Origin of the sequence: Pontibacter cellulosilyticus (assembly GCF_014306105.1) — a bacterium.
In the GTDB taxonomy this organism is placed as follows: Bacteria; Bacteroidota; Bacteroidia; order Cytophagales; family Hymenobacteraceae; genus Pontibacter; species Pontibacter cellulosilyticus.
This window is the reverse complement of sequence record NZ_JACRVF010000001.1, coordinates 626,156-644,435: the sequence shown is the minus strand read 5'-3', so window position 1 is coordinate 644,435 and position 18,280 is coordinate 626,156. Positions and strand designations below refer to the sequence as shown.

Here is an 18,280-nt window from a genome sequence, read left to right as displayed (position 1 = left end):
TCCACTCAATCACTAATTCCAAATTGAATTATGAAGCTTTGGCAGAAAGGCACAAGCGTAGCTGCAGAAATAGAAAAATTTACAGTAGGCAAAGATGCAGAACTGGACATGGAGCTTGCCCGCTTTGATGTATTGGGCTCTCTGGCGCATACACGCATGCTGCAAAGTATAAACCTGCTTTCTCCCGAAGAGCTAGAGGTGCTGCAGGCAGAGCTGAAGAACATCTACAAACGCATAGAGGACGGTGATTTTACCATTGAGGAGGGCGTAGAGGACATTCATTCGCAGGTAGAGCTGGAACTGACACGTAGTGTAGGTAAGGCCGGTAAGAAGATACACAGCGGCCGTTCCCGTAACGACCAGGTACTGGTAGACCTAAAGCTATACTTCCGCCACCAGTTGCAGGAACTGGTACAAGACACAAAAGCGCTGTTCGATGTACTTCAGGAACAAAGCGAAAAGTATAAGAATGTGCTGTTGCCCGGCTACACGCACCTGCAGATCGCCATGCCTTCTTCGTTCGGTTTATGGTTTGGCGCCTACTCCGAGGGTTTGGTGGATGATATGCAACTGCTGCTGGCTGCCTACAAGATTGCCGACAAAAACCCATTGGGTTCAGCTGCCGGCTACGGTTCTTCTTTCCCGCTTAACCGCCAGATGACTACCGATCTGCTGGGTTTTGAAAGTATGAACTACAACGTGGTGTATGCACAGATGGGTCGCGGTAAATCTGAAAGAATAGTGGCAACGGCCATGGCTTCTGTGGCGGCTACTTTGGCTAAAATGAGCATGGACCTGTGCCTTTACATGAGCCAGAACTTCGGCTTTATTACCTTGCCGGCCCACCTTACCACTGGCTCCAGCATTATGCCGCACAAAAAGAACCCTGATGTTTTTGAATTGCTACGTGGCAAGTGCAACAAGCTGCAGGCCTTGCCAACCGAAATTTCCATGCTGCTCATAAACCTGCCAAGTGGCTATCATCGCGACCTGCAACTGTTAAAAGAAAATCTGTTTCCTGCCTTTGCCGAGCTAAAAAGCTGCTTACAGATGATGGCCTATATGATGCAGGAAGTACAGGTGCGCGAGCACATCCTGGAGGATGAAAAGTATAAATACCTGTTCAGTGTGGATGCTGTAAACGCGCTGGTGCTGGAGGGCATGCCATTCCGTGATGCTTACAAGGCTGTTGGAGAAAGTATAGAAGCAGGTAATTTTGCTACCCCAGAAGCTGTAATGCACACCCACGAGGGAAGTATAGGAAACCTTTGCAACGTTGAGATTGCCGCACAGATGCAGAAGGTGTTAGAAGCTTTTAATTTTGAGAAGGTGGAGCAGGCTTATAAGAATCTTCTCCAATAGTATAAAATCATACATTGCCTGATGGATGCTCTTAAAAAGAAGCATTTATCAGGCAATGCTTATTTCTTAACCATCCTGACCGCCTCACCAGCCACCATAGCAAGTATAAGAGGTACCAGCACCAGTGCTATGCCAACAGCAACTATCCGGCGCAGCCCCAGGCGCATCATCAGGGTAGAGACAACTTTACCTCTCAGCTCATTATAAAAGAACTTGCCCGCTTTGGTCATAGGCTTGCCTTTTAGCACGTCCTGCACCTCTTTCCAATTGCCTTTTTCGAGTTGCCGTTTCAGAAACCCTAATACACTGTCTTTAGTTATTGAGATCGCCTCAACCAGCTGCTCCTGCCGTAGGTTAGAGCATCTTTGTAATTGCTGAAGTTTAAGAGGGGAGATAGAAGGGAAAAAGTTACGCATATGTATCATACGTGTGCCATCATAGTTTAAGTAGTTGCATAAATGCATCGGTATCAGGCATAGATCCTTTCAATGAGCTGCTGCTGGCATAATAAACACCTTTAAAATGCATATCAAAATAAGCAGCAGTCAGCCTGAACGGTTCTGCGAATCCAACAGGTAGAGCGTCTTCAGCGCCAACAGCGATCAGAAAAGCTTCTTTTCCGGCCAGGCGCCTTCCAAGAGTTTTACGCACTGTTACTATATCCGTTAGTCTGTCAAAAAAGGTTTTCATCAAGCCACTCATGGCATACCAGTAAACAGGCGTTGCAAAAACAAGCTTCTCATGCTGCAGCATAACCTGTACAAGCTTTTCAAAATCATCTGTTTCCGGGTATTGGTGCAGGTAGTTATAGTTGTTTACTTCGAAGTCCAGCAGGTCTAAGAGCACCATATTACCGGCTGGAAACAGCTTATCTATAAGTTTACGTGTATCGCTACTTTTTCGTGCACTTCCAAGTATAATCAGGGGCTTATTTTCCATGTGTGCTGGAGGTGGAGTCACCAATTTTAATATTCTGCTAATTTTGTAAAGACAGGCTTTTACTTGTGCCTGATTAAATATTTGGTGTTAATTTTACAAGGTTGCCAAGTTGAACAAACATGGCATAACTTTAGTTATCCCAAAGAGCTGACGCATATCTAAACATGAATAAAACATATTGCCCTAGCCTTACAGCCTATAAACGCAGAAAAACCAGAGTAGTAAACATTGGTGGAGTACCTATGGGAGGTGATCATCCGATCAGGGTGCAATCTATGACTACTGTAGATACCATGGATACCGCTGGGTCTGTAGAGCAATGCATTCGCATGATAGAGGCAGGCTGTGAGTATATTCGCATAACGGCACCAAGTATAAAGGAGGCTGAAAATCTCCAGCTTATAAAAGAGGAGCTGCGCAAACGAGGCTACAATGTACCGCTTGTAGCCGATATTCATTTTACACCTAATGCCGCTGAAGTAGCGGCAAGAATTGTAGAGAAAGTGCGTGTAAATCCGGGTAACTACGCCGATAAGAAGAAGTTTCAGGTAATTGAGTACGACGATGCCTCTTACCAGGCAGAGCTTGACCGTATCAGGGAGCGTTTTGTTCCGTTGGTGCGCATCTGTAAAGAACACGGCACCGCCATGCGCATCGGTACAAATCACGGTTCTTTATCAGACAGGATCCTGAGCCGCTACGGCGATACCCCGCTGGGCATGGTTGAAAGCGCGCTGGAGTTTATTCGTATCTGCGAAGACGAAGGCTATTATGATATTGTGATTTCCATGAAAGCTTCTAACACACAGGTAATGGTACAGGCGTATCGTTTGCTGGTGCAGAAGCTGGATGAAGAGGGGCTGCAGCCGTACCCACTGCATTTAGGTGTAACTGAGGCCGGTGAAGCTGAAGATGGCCGTATTAAGTCTGCGGTTGGCATTGGCACTTTGCTGGAAGACGGACTGGGAGATACCGTACGTGTGTCGCTTACAGAAGCCCCAGAGGCAGAAGCACCGGTAGCCCAGGCACTAATAGACCGATACACCAACCGCGCGGAGAAAGCGCAGCCAATAGATAATATTTGCAATGTTCCGATAGATCCGTTCCAGTACCATCGCCGCGAAACAGTTGAGGTGGAGAACATTGGTGCTGGCAATGTGCCTCGAGTGGTTGCAGACCTAAGCAGACTGACAGATATCAAGTATGCGGATCTGAAGTGCGTGGGCCACCTGTACTCCATGCTGCTGGATAAGTTTAACATGAATGATCTGGGTGCTGACTACATCTACACAGGCAACAACCCAATAACCTTCATGCTTCCAAACGGTTTGAAGGAAATTGTGAATTATGATGCCTGGTTTACTGCTGCTCAGCGCGAAGAACGCCATCCGCTTGTTCCGGCTCAAGTATACTTAAGCACCCTAGAGTTGCATCAAGAGCTAAACTTTATACTTGCCACCGTACACGATATCACACCTGAGTTGATGAACCAGCTGAAGCAGGACCGTACAGCTGTTTTGATGCTCCAGACAAACAATGAGCATGCTATGCCGGAGTTGCGTAAATGCTTCTTCAGGCTGATGAACAATGGCGTGAAGAACCCTTGCATTATCAAACGAGAGTATGGCAACCTCACGCCTGACCAGGTACAATTATATGCTGCCACTGATGTGGGAGGGTTGTTAATAGATGGTTTGGGTGATGGCGTAATGTTAAGCACAGAACTATTGCCGCAGCAGGAAAAGCAGGATTGGCTAAGCACTATAGACAAGTTGAACAACCTAAGTTTCGGTATACTGCAGGCTGCCCGCACGCGCATGAGCAAAACAGAATACATCAGCTGCCCAAGTTGTGGCCGTACTTTATTCGACCTGCAGGAAACTACTGCCATGATCCGCAAACGCACCGACCACCTGAAAGGTGTTAAAATTGGTATTATGGGCTGTATTGTAAACGGCCCCGGCGAAATGGCAGATGCAGACTATGGCTATGTAGGTGTTGGCAAAGATAAGATCGCGCTATATCGTGGTCAGAATGTCATCAAAAAATCAGTGCCGGCAGATAGAGCAGTGGATGAATTAATAGAGTTGATTCGCGAAGACGAAAAATGGATTGAGCCAGTAAAGCTGGAGGAGTAATTTCCTAGCATCAATCAATGTTTTCTCAGACCTCAACTCTCCAAATGCCACATGCCGGAACTGTAAAACAGCCCAGGCATGTGGCATTTGATATTATACGCTGTGTTGCCGTGTTTTCCGTTATTGCTGTGCATATAGCATCGCCTGTCAGTGCGAATAACATTCTGCATGAGTTTAACTGGTGGGTTGGAAATACTTATCAGGCTGTCTTCAGATCTGGTATTCCACTTTTTCTGATGCTCTCAGGTGCACTTTTGCTGCCAAGAGCAACAGGCTTGAGCTTTATTGGCAGGAGAGTATGGCGCATTTTCCTGCCCTTTTCATTTTGGACTGCTGTCTACCTTTTAGCCAGAAATGATCTAGCAACATTAGGCTTTTCAGATTACTTTTATGAATTAGTGAACAGCAGCGTTAACCATTTTTGGTATGTGTATACTATCCTGGTTTTTTACCTGCTGATGCCATTTATTAGGTTAATTTCAAAAAAAGCTTCTTTTTCTGTATCAGGCATTCTAGTTGCTACGCTTCTTACCACATTCTCTTCTATGTTCATCCCCTCTGAAAGACCTATTGTAGTAGAGGTGATCAAGCATGTAATATTTGCTCAGTATCTCCTTATGGGATACTGCTTGTCAACAAATAACCAAGATGAATGGTGGCTTAAGAATATCCCAATGTCAGTTGCGCTTATAATCATCGGCATCGGCATCACATGTTTTGGCTCCTATTACATAAGCAAATTAGCACCAGACCAAAGCGAAGTGTTCTACAGAAGTACCAGTTTAAATATTTTCATCAAAGCCTTAGGTGTGTGGCTGCTGATTAAGCAGACCGCAAATAGCATCACATCAAAGGCACTTAATATTATTAGCCTTATTAGTAAGTATAGTTTTGGCGTATACCTAATCCATGTGTTGGTGCTTGAACATATACTTATCAGCTGGTTCAGGATATCTTACAATAACCTATCACCACTACTAGGCATTTTGGTTTTATCAAGTATAACTTTTATACTTTCGGTAGCCATACTTTATATTCTGGATAGATTTTTATCTTTTAAAGCAGCTTACTAGGCCGTTAATTCATTATTGATAAAAACCGAGAAGCATTGAAAATTAATGTTAAGAATAAATCTTTTCATAGCTTTGACTGTTTACTAAATAACTGCACTTAGAAATAATTAATATGAAGGGACTGTTTGATTTTAAAGAGGTTGCGACTTATTTTTTCCGAAAAAAAGACCCAAACCGTAAAACTAACTTTAACTTGCGCACCATGCACACCATTAATAAAATATCTATCCTGATGTTTTTGGCTGGCGTAATTTATTTTATATTCACTCACGTATAAGTAGCTAACTCTCCTATAACTAGGAGTTTGTGTCTTTGAAAGTATAAGGAGGATCAATAGATTCTCCTTTTTGTGTATAGTGTTGATTTTAGCACAATTGCGGTAAGTATGAAATCGTTTAAGCTTGCTTTCATAGTCATTATACTTCTGGTCATAGATTCTTGTGAGCAGCAGAAGCTTTCTAACGTAAACGTTCCTGAAATGGAATTGCCTCACTGGACTGTTTCAGCCTTCGAAAAGCCCGGATTTAAAAACAAATACAATTTTGATACAAAGATCAACCCTTTCTATTTGAATCTGGACATTGACGGGAATAACACGATCGATTTTGCTGCAGTTGTAGTAGAACGGGTGTCTGGTAGGAGAGGGATTGCTATTTTAACGCACGAAAGTGATTCTATTCAGATATTTGGTGCGGGAAACCATAAAACTTTAGGAGGCAGTAATTGGAATTGGCTTATAGGATGGAAAGCTGAAGAAAGATTGACAGCAGGCGCTGGAACTCCAAAAAATGTTGGCACAGCACTTATACTTATTACAAATAAAGGCAGCGCGAACTGGATGTACTGGGATGGTAAGGAGTGGGAGTGGGTAGCGCAATAAGCAAAAGTATAATACATATAGAGGACTTTAGAGATTATTGCATTGCCAAAAAAGGAGTAACGGAAGAACTCCCATTTGATTATGATACTTTAGTATTTAAGGTTGGAGGTAAAATGTTTGCTTTATGCAGTTTATCAGAGTACAGCAAAGGGATCGCATTAAAATGTAATCCTGCAAGGGCGATTGAGCTGCGCGATCAGTATCCGTATCAAATACTGCCTGGCTATCATATGAATAAAACCCACTGGAATACAGTGTTGCCAGAATCTGGGCTCGATCAGCAACTGATTTATCGCCTCATTGATGAATCTTACAGTTTGGTCTCTTCAAAGCTGACAAAGCTGGTAAAAGCGCAGATAGGTTTGTGGTAGGTTTTAAGATAACACAGGCCATTTCAAAACAATCAATCCTTTCATCCATAACAAGATCTAATTGTTTAGTTCGAGAAATGAACAATGGTTACACGACAGCAAAAGCCTGCATATTACTATTATTTTTATAATATTTCAGCTTTAGATAAATAAATTTTTGTGCAAAGCTGCTGAATAATCATTTTTTATTTCTATTATTGATAAGCAGAACCACACCACACTAAAGAAGATGAATCTAGAGAACGAAGTAGGTTACAAATACTTCCGAAACGAATGGCAAAAAGCCAGCATGAGTATCTTATACACACAGGGATTGTTGTATAATACTTATGAAAACTTTTTCAAGCAATTTGGTCTTACTTTCCAGCAATACAACGCATTGCGTATATTGCGTGATCAGTTTCCAAAACCTGTATCCACTTCTTTCCTTAGGGAAAAACTGTTAGATAAAATGTCTGATGCATCACGGCTTGTTAGCCGGCTAAGCGCGAAAGGCTTTGTTACAGTAACACAAAATCCGTCTGATAAAAGATTGGTTAATATACTTGTTTCAGATACAGGCTTAAAGGTACTTGAAGGCCTTGACGATGCTCTACCTGAACTTGATCAAAAGTTATATGGCATAACAGAAGAAGAGGCAGGTCAAGTAGCGCAGTTACTACAAAAACTTAGAACCTCCTTAAAAGCTGACTCACGTCCTGAGCAAGTTAACTCACAACTTTAAGATACTTTTTATCTAATCTAACTTTACTAACCTACCTTACCATGCGGGTGTAGCAAGGATATATTCTTCGCTACACCCGCTATTTTTTGCCTGCCTTAGCTTTTCTGTAGCTTAAATAACTTATTGCAAACAGATTCTGCAGCATCAGTAAAGGGCAATAATACAGTTACTTTCTCATCTTCGAGAGCCAATGCATCTATTGAACGATGTGCTGTAACGGCTATTTCTCCTCTGTAATTATTATACTTTAGCATCCGGATAAGCCCTAAGTTTAACTGTACATCAGCAATACTGCTAACAATACACTTAGTTTGTTGCAAAGGGAGTTGGTCCGGCAGGTCAGGGTCTTCAATATCACCATATTGTGCCTGTATGCCATTTCTTTGCCAGATTTTAACATGTTTGGGATCAAAATCAACTGCCATAAACCTGTACCTATCACGTTGTAAGGCATTCGCAATAGTACTACCAAATCTTCCAAGTCCAATCAAAATAACATCCAGAGGTGATGTTTGATCTAGCACACTATTATCTTCGCGGTAGGGTACTTTCCTTTCAAAAATATCAAGCAAAGGAGACATCCAAGCAAACAAGGTATGAGAGTAAATAATCATGTAGGTGGAAAGACCTATAGTGATTAAACCTACTAATGTGACAAGGCCTACTGTTTCTTGGTTTATGTGTCCTAAAGTATAGCCAAGTGTGGCAAAAATTAGAGAGAACTCACTTATTTGAGCAACTGTGAGCCCTGCCAGAAAGCTGGTCCTCTTTCGATATCCCATAAAACCCATAATTACTAGCACTATAAGCGGGTTTCCTGCTAATACAAAAACTGAAAGTATAATTGCAGTTGTAACCTGGTCTCCGATCAGTTTCAAATCCAGATGCAGACCCAGGTGTATGAAAAAGAACAACAGCAGGAAATCCCGAAGACTAACTAAACGGCCGGTGATTATATTGCGAAAAGGTGAGGAAGCTAACGAAACACCCGCCATGAATGCTCCGACCTCCCTGCTAAAGCCTAACATATCGCTGGCCGAGGCTGCTGTTATAGCCCAGGCGATAGAGAAAAGTATGAGTAACTCCTGTGTTTTTGCCAACCGTTGCACAAGTTTGGGTATCACATAAGCAACAAGTATGGCATAAACCAATAGAACTGTAACTCCTCGGCCCAGCATCTTTAATATGCTATAAAACAACTGATCATCTGCTGTTTTGTCTAACGCTGTCAGGGCTATCATCAGGAACACTACAACCAAATCCTGCACTATTAGAAAGCCTATGGCGATTTGACCGTGCAACGAATCAATTTCTTTTTTATCAGATAATAGCTTAACTATGATTATAGTACTTGAAAATGTTAAGGCTATGGCTATATATAAGGCTGTTATGGAATCGTAGCCGAGACCTAAGCAAAGTAGAAACCCAATAACAGAAGTAAAGATAACCTGCCCGAGCCCCGTAGTAATGGCAACCTTACCCATAGACCGGATTAAGTTCAGGTCCAGTTTTAGGCCGACCAGGAAAAGAAGTATAACAATACCTAATTCTGATAAGAGGCTTACTTTATCGGTGGACGCTACTAAGTTCAGAACAGACGGGCCAACAAGTATGCCAAGTGCAATAAAAACAACGATAAGGGGCTGCTTTAAAAGTTGGCCCACAAATCCTAATACTGCTGCCAGAATAAGTATTAAGGCGAATTCATGAAATGGTAGAAGTTCTATACTGCCCATACTATTGGCTTCTTTAAATTTTGGCTTCAGGCGGAATGATGAGTAGGGGCAAATGCAGTTTTGTCAGCACTTCTTCTGCAAAATCATCTGAAAAAGTATCCGACCAGAAGCTTTTGTTATTAGGAAGCCATGCAAACAAATCAATGGGTTGATTATTTTTATAAACCTGTAGTACCTCTATTTTACTTACAGTTAATACCTGATATTTTAGCACACGGAATTCTTCTAATAGTACATTTGAGCCAATGATATCAGAAAGATGCGGTTCGAAGACTTCGTCTTTTTGAATAACAAGAAATTTAAGGGCAGCGCTGAAATTACGGGCAAACCTAAGTAATAATTGGTAACCATCTCTGTAGCCTAAATCTTTTGTCCGTACTACGGTGTATATTTGATGAAAACCTTTGAATACATACTTTTCCGGTACTATTAGCAGAGGCACATTTGTAAGACCAATCATTTGGAGGGTATTACTCCCAAACAGCAGGCTCTTCATGCTGTTTATACCTCCGGCACCCATAACCACTAAGTCAATATTTTGATTTGCGGCTACTTGTAATATAGTTTCAGGTAGTGGAGATGATACAACAAGCACTTGTTTCATTACTTCACTATGGTGCAACCTGATTTCGTCATACAAAGCATGGCAGCTCCTGCGTAGCTTTTCGTGCAACTCTTTTATTTCGTTTTCAAGCAGGCTGTTGTATACTTCTTCAGGAGAGGTGGCCGGTACCATGGGCTTAGACATGGCATGCATAAACACAACTTCAGCGCCAAAGCTCTTTGCCAAAAGTAGACCTGTGCGCATAGCAGTGTAGGCGTTTTTAGAAAAATCGGTAGGCACAAGAATCCGTAGCATACAGGAGAGAACGTATACTTACTTTACGGTAAAACGGATGATATGGGGTGAAGTAAAAAGCACAAAGCCGCCAAGTTTGGGGCTTGAGCGGCTTTGTGTTGTAGTTAATTGGTAAGATGGAGTAACCTTATACTACTACATTGATAATTTTGTTTGGAACAATGATGATTTTTTTTGCAGATTTTCCATCCATAAACTTCTGAACCTGCTCATCAGCTAACACTGCTTTCTCCATTTCATCTTTTGGAGCATCCAAGGCAAAGGTCATCTTAGAACGTGTTTTTCCGTTTATGGAAACTGGGTATTCAAATGAATTCTCTACCAGGTACTCTTCCTTCCACTCAGGAAAAGCGGCATAGCTTATACTTCCGCTGTGCCCTAGTTTTTCCCAAAGCTCTTCAGCGATGTGTGGTGCGTAAGGCGAAAGAATAACTGTAAGCGGCTCAAGTATAGCACGCTTGTTTGTCTTTAACTGCGTCAGCTCGTTTACGCAAATCATGAAAGTAGAAACGGATGTGTTGAAGGAGAAACGCTCCACATCTTCCTCTACTTTTTTGATCGTCTTGTGCAGCGACTTTAGCTCAGCAGCCGTAGGAGCATCATCAGATACAGCAAAGTTTCCGTCGTTGTCGTGGAAGAGTCTCCAGAACTTGCGCAGGAACTTATGCACGCCGTCCATGCCGTTGGTATTCCAAGGCTTAAACTGCTCCAGCGGCCCCAGGAACATCTCGTACATACGCAGCGTGTCAGCACCCTGGCGATCAACAATGTCATCAGGGTTAACTACGTTATACTTCGACTTAGACATCTTCTCTATCTCAACGCCTACGTTATACTTTCCATCTTCCAGTATAAACTCAGCATCTGCATTCTCAGGTCTCCACTTTTTAAAGGCTTCCAGGTCCAGCACATCGTTTTCTACAATATTCACGTCTACGTGCAGCTGCGTTGTCTCATACTGGTCTTTCAGGCCAAAGGAAACATACTTATTGGTGCCGTTTACTCTGTATACAAAGTTAGATCGGCCCTGGATCATACCCTGGTTAATCAGCTTTTTAAATGGCTCATGCTCCACCACCAGCTCCAGGTCGAACATAAATTTGTTCCAGAAGCGGGAGTAGAGCAGGTGACCTGTAGCATGCTCCGAACCACCAATGTATAGGTCTACATTGCGCCAGTACTCAATCTTGTCTTTTTCGGCAAAGGCGTTGTCGTTCTGAGGGTCCATGTAGCGGTACCAATACCAACTGCTGCCTGCCCAACCTGGCATGGTGCTCAGCTCATACTCGTACTGGTTCTCATATTTCCAGTCAACGGCGCGACCTAGTGGCGGCTCACCGGTTTCAGTTGGCAGGTAGGCATCAATCTTCGGTAACTCAAGAGGCAAATCCTCCTGCTTAAGCAAGTGCGGAATGCCATCTTTAAAGTATACCGGCACCGGCTCACCCCAGTAGCGCTGGCGGCTGAAAACGGCATCGCGCATACGGTACTGCACACGGCCCTTGCCAACGCCCAGTTCTTCGGCTTTGGCTATACCTGCTTTTATGGCATCTTTCACTTCCAATCCATTCAGAAAACCGGAGTTAATGATCTTACCTTCTTTGGCTGCGTAGGCTTCTTCTTCTAAATTTCCGCCTGCTACAACTTCTCTGATTGGTAGGTTAAAGTGCTTGGCAAAAGTATAATCACGGCTATCGTGGCCCGGTACGGCCATTACGGCACCGGTTCCATAACCAGCCAATACATAATCAGCGATCCAGATCGGTACACGCTCTTCAGAAATAGGGTTGATCGCGTAGGCACCAGTAAACACACCACTTACAGTTTTTACATCCGTCATACGCTCACGCTCCGAACGGTTTTTAGCCACCTGCACATAAGCCTCTACCTGCTCAAGTTGCTCTGGCGTTGTGATCTGCTCTACGAGCTCGTGTTCAGGGGCAAGTACTACGAACGTAGCTCCAAAAATCGTATCAATACGTGTCGTGAATACTTTAATATGACCATCACCTTCAATGGCAAAATCTAGCTCTGCACCAACTGATTTACCAATCCAGTTACGCTGCATTTCTTTTACCGGCTCTGGCCAGTCAATCTCTTCCAAACCTTGCAGTAAACGCTCGGCATAGGCCGTGATGCGCATCATCCACTGGCGCATTTTCTTACGCTCTACCGGGTAACCGCCACGCTCTGATACACCACCTACTACTTCGTCGTTCGCCAGTACAGTACCTAGAGCAGGACACCAGTTTACAACTGCTTCGGCCACGTAAGTCAGTCTATACTTCAGTAACGTTTCTGCCTGCTGCTGCTCATCCATATTTTTCCATTCCTCCGCAGAGAAAGCAGGTGTATCGTCGTCGCAGGCAGCATTTACATTGGCGTTACCGTTAGTTTCAAACTCCGCAACTAGCTTCTCTATACTTTCAGCTTTATCCGAAGTATAATTGTAGTAGCTGTTGAACAGTTGCATAAAGATCCACTGTGTCCATTTATAATAACTTGGATCAGAAGTGCGGATTTCACGCTCCCAGTCGAAAGAGAAACCGATGTTTTTCAGCTGCTCGATGTAACGTGCGATGTTTTGCTCCGTGGTAATGGCAGGGTGCTGGCCTGTCTGTATAGCATATTGCTCAGCTGGCAAACCAAACGAGTCGAAGCCCATTGGGTGCAGCACGTTAAATCCTTTCAGACGCTTATAACGGCTTACAATGTCAGAGGCGATATAACCGAGTGGGTGACCTACGTGCAGTCCGGCACCTGATGGATACGGGAACATATCCAGGGCGTAATACTTTGGTTTATCACTGGTGGCTGAGGGTTTAAACGTCTGGTTTTCTTCCCAGTAGCGCTGCCACTTTTTCTCGATCTGGTTAAAGTTGTACTCTGACATAGTTTATGCAGTATTCGCTTGTTCTTTGTTAAACCGCTAAGTTAATTGTTAATTATTAATTGTTGGATTGTTTGCCCAGTGAATAAGGAGATTTTAATGATTTCTTTGCCTCAAATTTGACCTCAGATTTAAAAGGACACATAACTGATAGTAGGTAATCCTAAAGAATTTCATGAAGCATATCCCTTTAATCACCGGTCCAATTATCATACCTTTGCACTATGGAAAAGCAGAAAGAAGACTTATTAGATATACTTCACCTGATTTACGTGATGGACCCGATGTGTTCGTGGTGCTATGGCTTTGCGCCTGTAATTAGAAGAACCATTGAGGAGCAGCAAGGTACCATGCAGTTTAAACTGGTAATGGGCGGATTGCGCCCTGGCACAGAGAAGCCACTAGAAGAGCAGATGAAAGCAAGTATAAAACAACATTGGCAGGACGTGGACCAGGTAACGGGTCAGCCTTTCGATTATACATTTTTCAACCGTGAAGACTTTGTATATGACACTGAGCCTGCCTGTCGTGCCGTAGTTACGATGCGCTACCTGAAACCGGAAATGGAGTTTGAAATGGCAGAGGCCGTGCAGAGCGCTTTTTACGCAAATAACAACGATGTAACCAAGCCGGAGGTGCTGGCAAGTATAGCACTGCAATTTGGTATAGAGGAAGAAGAATTTCTAGAGAAGTTCAGATCGGATGAGATCCTGGAAAAAACAAAACAAGACTTCGTGATTGCGCGGCACCTTCAGGCTACTGCTTTCCCGAGCCTTTACATCCTCAACGGGACGAATATCCATTTGGTTAGCCGTGGATACAGACCATACGACGGACTCTCTGCGCACCTGCAAAGGGTAATAAAAGAGATAGCTCCTAATCAGAGCCAAACCAAATAACCCTGAAAAGCTGCAGCCTCCACTGCAGCTTTATTTTTTTAGCATTAAGATAGCGCATTTACTTTAACCTGTACTTATGCGTAAGCAACAGTGGGTATTAGCTGTTGCCTTATGAAAAACCATCGCAATACAGGGTATTGCCAGATTACAAAAAAGCACCTGCCCATGCAGGAGTTGGTAGCTGGCACTAGCATTCGTAAAAGTATCCTAGCGTTAATAAAGGCAGATCATCCCGATTTTGAAGAGCAGCACTACATATCTTTAAAAACCTTAAACAGTTACCGCAAGCTGTACCTGGAGCAAGTCTTAAAGCGAGAACTAGGCGAAATATCAAACCTAGAGGAGGAGGTAATCCAAAGTATAAACAAGCACGAACTTCTTTCTTCTAATATCGAAGACGAATTGAAGGTAAAGTTGACATTAGGAGAAAGATTATCTGATAAAATTGCTTCGTTTGGTGGCAGCTGGACATTTATCATGATCTTCTTCAGCTTCCTGTTCCTTTGGATGGCCATTAATGTATATTTTGTAGCCTCACGTCCTTTTGATCCGTTTCCATTTATACTTCTGAACCTGATCCTTTCCTGTCTGGCAGCTATACAAGCACCCATTATTATGATGAGCCAGAACCGGAAAGATGCAAAGGACCGGCAGCGTTCAGAGTATGATTACCAGGTAAACCTGAAAGCGGAGCTGGAGATAAGGCTGCTGCATGAAAAGGTTGACCATTTGATTATACAGCAAAACCAACGCTTGCTAGAGATACAGCAGATCCAGGTTGATTTGTTGGAGGACATTATGCAGCGCATGAAAAAGTAGTTTTTAAACCTGCGTCTTTTTACATTCTAAAACGTCTTCTGATAAATCAATCTTAAAGTATGGAAATGGTAAAGGCATTTATTTTTGGAGTAACGATTGCCATTGCAGTCGGGCCAATAGCTATACTTATCATAAACAGGGGACTTAATTCAGGTTTAAAAAGCGGAGCACTAAGTGGCGTGGGAGCAGCCCTGGCCGATTTTACTTACGGCATAATTGCCTTTACACTTGGCACTGTTATCGTGGGATTTCTGAAGACAAATCAGCTATACTTCTCTTATGCAACCGCTGGTGTTTTATTTCTTTTTGGTGCCTGGATGCTGAAAGGAAGCCTGAGGGAAACACCGCCAACAGAGGCAAAGCAGGAGGTAGGTAAAGGCAACTATTTGCTGTCAACGTATCTGCTAACTATTGTAAATCCGCTTACCATTATACTTTTCCTTGGGTTCTCTGGGCAGCTTATTTCTCCAGTTACAGGTTTTGTTGATATAATCTTGCTGGCTGCAGCTATCTTTTCCGGAAGCCTGATCATACAGTTGATGCTGGCGTTCTTTGGAGCCTCTCTTGGCAGGTTTATCAGAAATCGCAGCGTAATCAGGTTACTGAACATTGCCAGCAGCATCCTGATTATTGGTTTTGGAGTTGCAGGCTTATTTTAAGCTGCACCTATATTTCTGTAAGCTTAACATGTTCCAACGGATCTTTTCCATTCCAGGTGCCTTGTGTGGCAACAGGTTTGAAACGGGCAAACAACTCTTCGCTGTACCAATTCTCAGCTCTTGTGCGACGCATTACTTCTTTGTGCAGCGGGTTTTTGTAGGCATACTGCTTCATCGCTTCCATACTTTCCCAAACACTAAAAGTAGCCTGCCTGATAAAAGGTAATTCTCCTAATCCAATGGAGCAGATTAACCCTTCGGCATCATCAAGGGCTTTACTGGTTTCGGGCACAAAACGCCAGAAGTTAGGCAAGGCCAGCCAGTTTATACTTGCCCGGGTAAGTACTGCAACAGGGCCGGAAGTATGAGGCTCAGTTAAGGTAGGAGAGAAGGGTTCCTGATTGTCCCACTGCCCATGCGACTGATAGGGCAAGAGTCTAATTGTCCAGGATTCAAACGTATGGTTTTTATACTCCTGCATCAGCGCTGAACTGTTCAGGAAGGTATCTGCTGCGGCTTCACTTTCCCAGGTACACATTAAGCCGTAGCGCCAGAAGTTTGGTTTTATACTAAATCCCTTACCGTGTCCGCTTCCCAACAGTTTGTAAAACAAAAGCCCTGGTACTTTACTTAAGTGTGGTCCTGAAGTGCCCATTTGTGCCAGTCCCCAACGGAGGCTGCCTTTTTTGATTCCAAACAGGGTGAGGGTGGTTAAGCGTGCAGATGTAGGGGTGTGAAGCTCCAAGGCAGCAGAGTAAAAGTTTAACAAAGATAGCAAAACATGAAAACACCTGCCAGACTGAAATGTTTGGCAGGTGTTGCTTTCAAGCTATAGGTACTTTTTTATACTTACAAGTTAATCTTTTCGTTGTCGCCTGGCCTGGCTTTGTCGCCGGTTATAGCTGCTTTTGCCATGCCGTATAAATGAACCAGCGTGCTGTTCGGTGCATCCCAATACTCGGCCTTGTCAATAGTTACTTTAATAAGGCCCACATTCGGATCATCTTTTCCGTTCGGGAACCAGGCTTTCAAGGCAGGATTCCACAGCTCATCAATCTTTTGCTTATCCTTTGTTAATGTTGCCCTGCCAGAAACCGACACATACAGTTCGTCATCTGGGTTCGAGTAACTCAGGTTAACGTGTGCGTCATTATCATTTATCTCGTGCGATTTGCCGGACTGGTATCCCGTAAAAAACCAGAGAACGCCGTCTTCTTTTACTTCCTGAGTACGCATAGGCCTGCTACGCAGGCTACCGTCATCATCTATCGTAGTCATCATGGCGATGTCTACGTCTTTTATCATATCTATAAGTTTGTTCAGGCTTTCTTGTCTGTTCTGATTGTTATCCATAGTTTTTATACTTTAGTAGCATTGAGTTTTGATTACGCGGCTAAACTACTAAGGGTTTATCTGCGTGTTTATACATAGTACATGTTGTTTAACAGCTATAGTCTGTTATTGTTTATACTTCTAATTAGCACTATACGGTTTTGAATTTTCTTGCACATGCTTATTTATCCGGCGATAACCCTAAACTACTGTTAGGTAATTTTATTGCTGACACAGTGAAAGGGAAGCAGGTAGAGCTGTATACCACTGAGGTAGCCAAAGGCATAAAGCTGCACCGCCTGATCGATACCTATACCGACACCCATGAAATAGTAGCCCAAACCAAAGCCCGTCTGCGCCCGCAGTTCCGCAAGTTTGCCCCCGTTATTGCTGACATCTTTTACGACCATTTCCTGGCCAGCAGATTTGAGTTGTATGCTGATGAGCCACTCGTGCATTACTCCGAAAAAGTTTACAGTATTGTAAGAGAATCGCTACACTTGTTGCCTGAGCGCATGAAGTATACTTTTGATCACATGCAGCGCCACAATTGGTTACTCGGATATGCTGAGTTGGAAGGCATAGGTAGAGCTTTAACTGGCATGAGCAGGCGCGCTTCTTTTGTATCTGGTATGGAGACTGCTGTGTATGAGTTAGAGGAGAATTATACTTTGTATGCCGGTGAGTTTGAAGAATTTTTCCCTGATTTGGTAAAGTATGTAGAGGAGGTAAAGCCAGGTCTGTAACCAGGATTTACAGAATTGAAAAATAAATGGCAATACCGGGTCGAACCACCCCTAACCCCTCCTTATCCAAGGCGGGGAATTCTGCGGTTACTACTGCCAAAGTATAATCTCTGTAGCAGTTGCTTAACCTCTCTTCCACCGAAATCTTTACACAAAGACATTGAGTAAAGGCCTTGACTAACGTGATAGCAATTGAGGGACTAAGTAAAATTCCCCGCCTTGGATAAGGAGGGGCTAGAGGTTGTTGGACTTGGTACTAAATAAAAAAAGCACAGGCGTTATACCTGTGCTTTATACTTGCAGGACTTAATCCTATGCAATTACATTCTAGTGATGAACACCGCCTTCGCCATGCACGTGGCCGTGGTCAAGTTCTTCCTGCGTAGCTTCGCGAACTTTCTCCACTTTGCCTTTGAAGTATAGCTCTTTGCCGGCAAGCGGGTGGTTGAAATCCATGGTAACAGCATCTGCCTTAACCTCTTTCACACGACCCTGTAGCTGATTGCCTTCGCTGTCCGTCATAGGAATAAAATTACCAACTTCCAGCATGTTGTCTGGAATGCTGCCTTCTACCTCAAATACGTTCTTTGGCAGATCTACAACAGCATCAGGATTTACATCACCGTAGCCTTCTTCTGTATCCAATTTAAAATCAAACGTGTCACCTTCGCCCTTGCCAGCCAGACTATCCTCAAACTGATCAGGCAAGCCGCTCATGCCATATATAAATACCATCGGATGCTCTTCGTTGGCTGTTTCAACCAGGTTCTGCTCTCCGTTTTCGTCTAAAATTCTTAGCTCGTAGGTGAGCGTCACCACTTTGTTTTTCTCTATTTTCATGTTTTAGAGGTTA

General features: G+C 43.4%; 19 protein-coding genes. 11 read left to right on the top strand and 8 right to left on the bottom strand.

What is annotated here, in order from left to right; all coding sequences use genetic code 11:
• Positions 1 to 30 precede the first annotated feature (30 nt).
• On the top strand, positions 31 to 1,362 hold the full coding sequence (gene argH, locus H8S84_RS02800; protein WP_187065745.1) for an argininosuccinate lyase: 1,332 nt from the start codon (positions 31 to 33) through the stop codon (positions 1,360 to 1,362).
• 59 nt (positions 1,363 to 1,421) lie between these two features.
• Here argH and H8S84_RS02795 read toward each other — a convergent pair whose 3' ends face one another.
• Together H8S84_RS02795 and H8S84_RS02790 are read right to left on the bottom strand one after the other, a co-directional pair.
• Positions 1,422 to 1,778 (bottom strand): hypothetical protein, encoded by a 357-nt coding sequence (locus H8S84_RS02795; RefSeq protein WP_230407022.1) that lies wholly within the window; start codon positions 1,776 to 1,778, stop codon positions 1,422 to 1,424.
• Between the two features lie 19 nt (positions 1,779 to 1,797).
• The gene (locus H8S84_RS02790; protein WP_187065744.1) at positions 1,798 to 2,301 is read right to left on the bottom strand and encodes a flavodoxin family protein; all 504 of its coding nucleotides are present in this window, start codon (positions 2,299 to 2,301) and stop codon (positions 1,798 to 1,800) included.
• Positions 2,302 to 2,465: 164 nt separating this feature from the next.
• Between H8S84_RS02790 and ispG the strand changes: the two genes are divergently transcribed.
• The 6 genes from ispG (at position 2,466) to H8S84_RS02765 (ending at position 7,487) form a co-directional block, all read left to right on the top strand.
• On the top strand, positions 2,466 to 4,439 hold the full coding sequence (ispG, locus tag H8S84_RS02785) for a (E)-4-hydroxy-3-methylbut-2-enyl-diphosphate synthase (RefSeq protein WP_187065743.1): 1,974 nt from the start codon (positions 2,466 to 2,468) through the stop codon (positions 4,437 to 4,439).
• A 17-nt stretch (positions 4,440 to 4,456) separates the two neighbouring features.
• Positions 4,457 to 5,512: an acyltransferase gene (locus tag H8S84_RS02780; protein ID WP_317175422.1), complete on the top strand. Its 1,056-nt coding sequence runs from the start codon at positions 4,457 to 4,459 to the stop codon at positions 5,510 to 5,512.
• A 112-nt stretch (positions 5,513 to 5,624) separates the two neighbouring features.
• Positions 5,625 to 5,789: a DUF6728 family protein gene (locus H8S84_RS20280; protein WP_317175421.1), complete on the top strand. Its 165-nt coding sequence runs from the start codon at positions 5,625 to 5,627 to the stop codon at positions 5,787 to 5,789.
• Between the two features lie 108 nt (positions 5,790 to 5,897).
• Positions 5,898 to 6,392, top strand: coding sequence for a hypothetical protein (locus H8S84_RS02775; protein ID WP_187065741.1), 495 nt, complete (start codon positions 5,898 to 5,900; stop codon positions 6,390 to 6,392).
• Positions 6,377 to 6,763: an MmcQ/YjbR family DNA-binding protein gene (locus tag H8S84_RS02770; RefSeq protein ID WP_317175420.1), complete on the top strand. Its 387-nt coding sequence runs from the start codon at positions 6,377 to 6,379 to the stop codon at positions 6,761 to 6,763. Before H8S84_RS02775 ends, H8S84_RS02770 begins: the two co-directional genes overlap by 16 nt.
• Positions 6,764 to 6,992: 229 nt before the next feature.
• Positions 6,993 to 7,487 (top strand): MarR family winged helix-turn-helix transcriptional regulator, encoded by a 495-nt coding sequence (locus tag H8S84_RS02765; protein WP_187065740.1) that lies wholly within the window; start codon positions 6,993 to 6,995, stop codon positions 7,485 to 7,487.
• Between the two features lie 95 nt (positions 7,488 to 7,582).
• Here H8S84_RS02765 and H8S84_RS02760 read toward each other — a convergent pair whose 3' ends face one another.
• The 3 genes from H8S84_RS02760 to leuS form a co-directional block, all read right to left on the bottom strand.
• Positions 7,583 to 9,223: a cation:proton antiporter gene (locus tag H8S84_RS02760; RefSeq protein WP_187065739.1), complete on the bottom strand. Its 1,641-nt coding sequence runs from the start codon at positions 9,221 to 9,223 to the stop codon at positions 7,583 to 7,585.
• 13 nt (positions 9,224 to 9,236) lie between these two features.
• Positions 9,237 to 10,067 carry a universal stress protein gene (locus H8S84_RS02755; protein ID WP_187065738.1) on the bottom strand — a complete coding sequence of 277 codons (831 nt, stop codon included), beginning with the start codon at positions 10,065 to 10,067 and terminating at the stop codon, positions 9,237 to 9,239.
• Positions 10,068 to 10,209: 142 nt separating this feature from the next.
• Positions 10,210 to 12,975, bottom strand: coding sequence for a leucine--tRNA ligase (leuS, locus tag H8S84_RS02750; RefSeq protein ID WP_187065737.1), 2,766 nt, complete (start codon positions 12,973 to 12,975; stop codon positions 10,210 to 10,212).
• Between the two features lie 221 nt (positions 12,976 to 13,196).
• Here leuS and H8S84_RS02745 point away from each other — a divergent pair, with 221 nt between their 5' ends.
• From H8S84_RS02745 to H8S84_RS02735, 3 genes are all read left to right on the top strand, one after another.
• A complete protein-coding gene (locus H8S84_RS02745) occupies positions 13,197 to 13,871 on the top strand; it encodes a DsbA family protein (protein WP_187065736.1) in 675 nt (224 codons plus the stop codon).
• Between the two features lie 111 nt (positions 13,872 to 13,982).
• A complete protein-coding gene (locus H8S84_RS02740; RefSeq protein ID WP_187065735.1) occupies positions 13,983 to 14,690 on the top strand; it encodes a DUF1003 domain-containing protein in 708 nt (235 codons plus the stop codon).
• A gap of 59 nt (positions 14,691 to 14,749) precedes the next feature.
• Entirely contained in the window at positions 14,750 to 15,349 is a 600-nt protein-coding gene (locus H8S84_RS02735; RefSeq protein WP_187065734.1) for a LysE family translocator, read from the top strand.
• A gap of 7 nt (positions 15,350 to 15,356) precedes the next feature.
• Here the strand turns inward: H8S84_RS02735 and H8S84_RS02730 are convergent, their stop codons facing one another.
• Positions 15,357 to 16,094 carry a spheroidene monooxygenase gene (locus H8S84_RS02730; RefSeq protein WP_222621556.1) on the bottom strand — a complete coding sequence of 246 codons (738 nt, stop codon included), beginning with the start codon at positions 16,092 to 16,094 and terminating at the stop codon, positions 15,357 to 15,359.
• 104 nt (positions 16,095 to 16,198) lie between these two features.
• Positions 16,199 to 16,702 carry a pyridoxamine 5'-phosphate oxidase family protein gene (locus H8S84_RS02725; RefSeq protein ID WP_187065733.1) on the bottom strand — a complete coding sequence of 168 codons (504 nt, stop codon included), beginning with the start codon at positions 16,700 to 16,702 and terminating at the stop codon, positions 16,199 to 16,201.
• Positions 16,703 to 16,842: 140 nt separating this feature from the next.
• On the opposite strand from H8S84_RS02725, the gene H8S84_RS02720 reads away from it, so the two are divergent.
• Positions 16,843 to 17,427 carry an acyl carrier protein phosphodiesterase gene (locus tag H8S84_RS02720; protein ID WP_187065732.1) on the top strand — a complete coding sequence of 195 codons (585 nt, stop codon included), beginning with the start codon at positions 16,843 to 16,845 and terminating at the stop codon, positions 17,425 to 17,427.
• Positions 17,428 to 17,754: 327 nt separating this feature from the next.
• On the opposite strand, the gene H8S84_RS02715 is transcribed toward H8S84_RS02720, so the two are convergent.
• On the bottom strand, positions 17,755 to 18,267 hold the full coding sequence (locus tag H8S84_RS02715) for an FKBP-type peptidyl-prolyl cis-trans isomerase (RefSeq protein WP_187065731.1): 513 nt from the start codon (positions 18,265 to 18,267) through the stop codon (positions 17,755 to 17,757).
• Positions 18,268 to 18,280 lie beyond the last annotated feature (13 nt).

Excerpts from the sequence above, each read along its gene's own strand:
- argH (WP_187065745.1), top strand. The coding sequence starts at position 31 with ATGAAGCTTTGGCAGAAAGGCACAAGCGTAGCTGCAGAAATAGAAAAA.
- H8S84_RS02795 (WP_230407022.1), bottom strand. The coding sequence starts at position 1,778 with ATGCGTAACTTTTTCCCTTCTATCTCCCCTCTTAAACTTCAGCAATTA.
- H8S84_RS02790 (WP_187065744.1), bottom strand. The coding sequence starts at position 2,301 with ATGGAAAATAAGCCCCTGATTATACTTGGAAGTGCACGAAAAAGTAGC.
- ispG (WP_187065743.1), top strand. The coding sequence starts at position 2,466 with ATGAATAAAACATATTGCCCTAGCCTTACAGCCTATAAACGCAGAAAA.
- H8S84_RS02780 (WP_317175422.1), top strand. The coding sequence starts at position 4,457 with ATGTTTTCTCAGACCTCAACTCTCCAAATGCCACATGCCGGAACTGTA.
- H8S84_RS20280 (WP_317175421.1), top strand. The coding sequence starts at position 5,625 with ATGAAGGGACTGTTTGATTTTAAAGAGGTTGCGACTTATTTTTTCCGA.
- H8S84_RS02775 (WP_187065741.1), top strand. The coding sequence starts at position 5,898 with ATGAAATCGTTTAAGCTTGCTTTCATAGTCATTATACTTCTGGTCATA.
- H8S84_RS02765 (WP_187065740.1), top strand. The coding sequence starts at position 6,993 with ATGAATCTAGAGAACGAAGTAGGTTACAAATACTTCCGAAACGAATGG.
- H8S84_RS02760 (WP_187065739.1), bottom strand. The coding sequence starts at position 9,223 with ATGGGCAGTATAGAACTTCTACCATTTCATGAATTCGCCTTAATACTT.
- leuS (WP_187065737.1), bottom strand. The coding sequence starts at position 12,975 with ATGTCAGAGTACAACTTTAACCAGATCGAGAAAAAGTGGCAGCGCTAC.
- H8S84_RS02745 (WP_187065736.1), top strand. The coding sequence starts at position 13,197 with ATGGAAAAGCAGAAAGAAGACTTATTAGATATACTTCACCTGATTTAC.
- H8S84_RS02740 (WP_187065735.1), top strand. The coding sequence starts at position 13,983 with ATGAAAAACCATCGCAATACAGGGTATTGCCAGATTACAAAAAAGCAC.
- H8S84_RS02735 (WP_187065734.1), top strand. The coding sequence starts at position 14,750 with ATGGAAATGGTAAAGGCATTTATTTTTGGAGTAACGATTGCCATTGCA.
- H8S84_RS02725 (WP_187065733.1), bottom strand. The coding sequence starts at position 16,702 with ATGGATAACAATCAGAACAGACAAGAAAGCCTGAACAAACTTATAGAT.
- H8S84_RS02715 (WP_187065731.1), bottom strand. The coding sequence starts at position 18,267 with ATGAAAATAGAGAAAAACAAAGTGGTGACGCTCACCTACGAGCTAAGA.